The organism is Pseudomonas sp. PME37.24/025 (genome assembly GCF_055556615.1).
Genome location: NZ_JBVHNK010000422.1, coordinates 1 through 246, shown reverse-complemented (window position 1 = coordinate 246; position 246 = coordinate 1). Strand labels below are relative to the sequence as shown.

At 66.7% G+C, this 246-nt stretch carries 1 pseudogene; it reads left to right on the top strand.

The annotated features are described in order from the left end of the window. Positions 1–246: pseudogene (locus ACZ3HH_RS30915) on the top strand (hypothetical protein); the annotation flags it as partial.

The window sequence follows — 246 nt, the reverse complement described above, 5'->3', positions numbered from 1 at the left end:
ATCGGTCGGCATCTCGCTGAACTTCGTCTACCAGCGTTTCAAGGCGACCGGCCTGCAGCCGTTTGCAACGAAGGGCTTTCCGGCCGGCGCGCCGCTGATCGGCCCGTTCTCGACCGAGCCGGACCGCGTGACCAACCAGGAGTACGACCAGTCGACCGGCTGGGGCTTCCGCGTCGGCTATCTGGCCGAGCCGATCAAGGGCCTGACCATCGGCGTCGGTGGCTCGCCGAAGATCCACATGCAGCG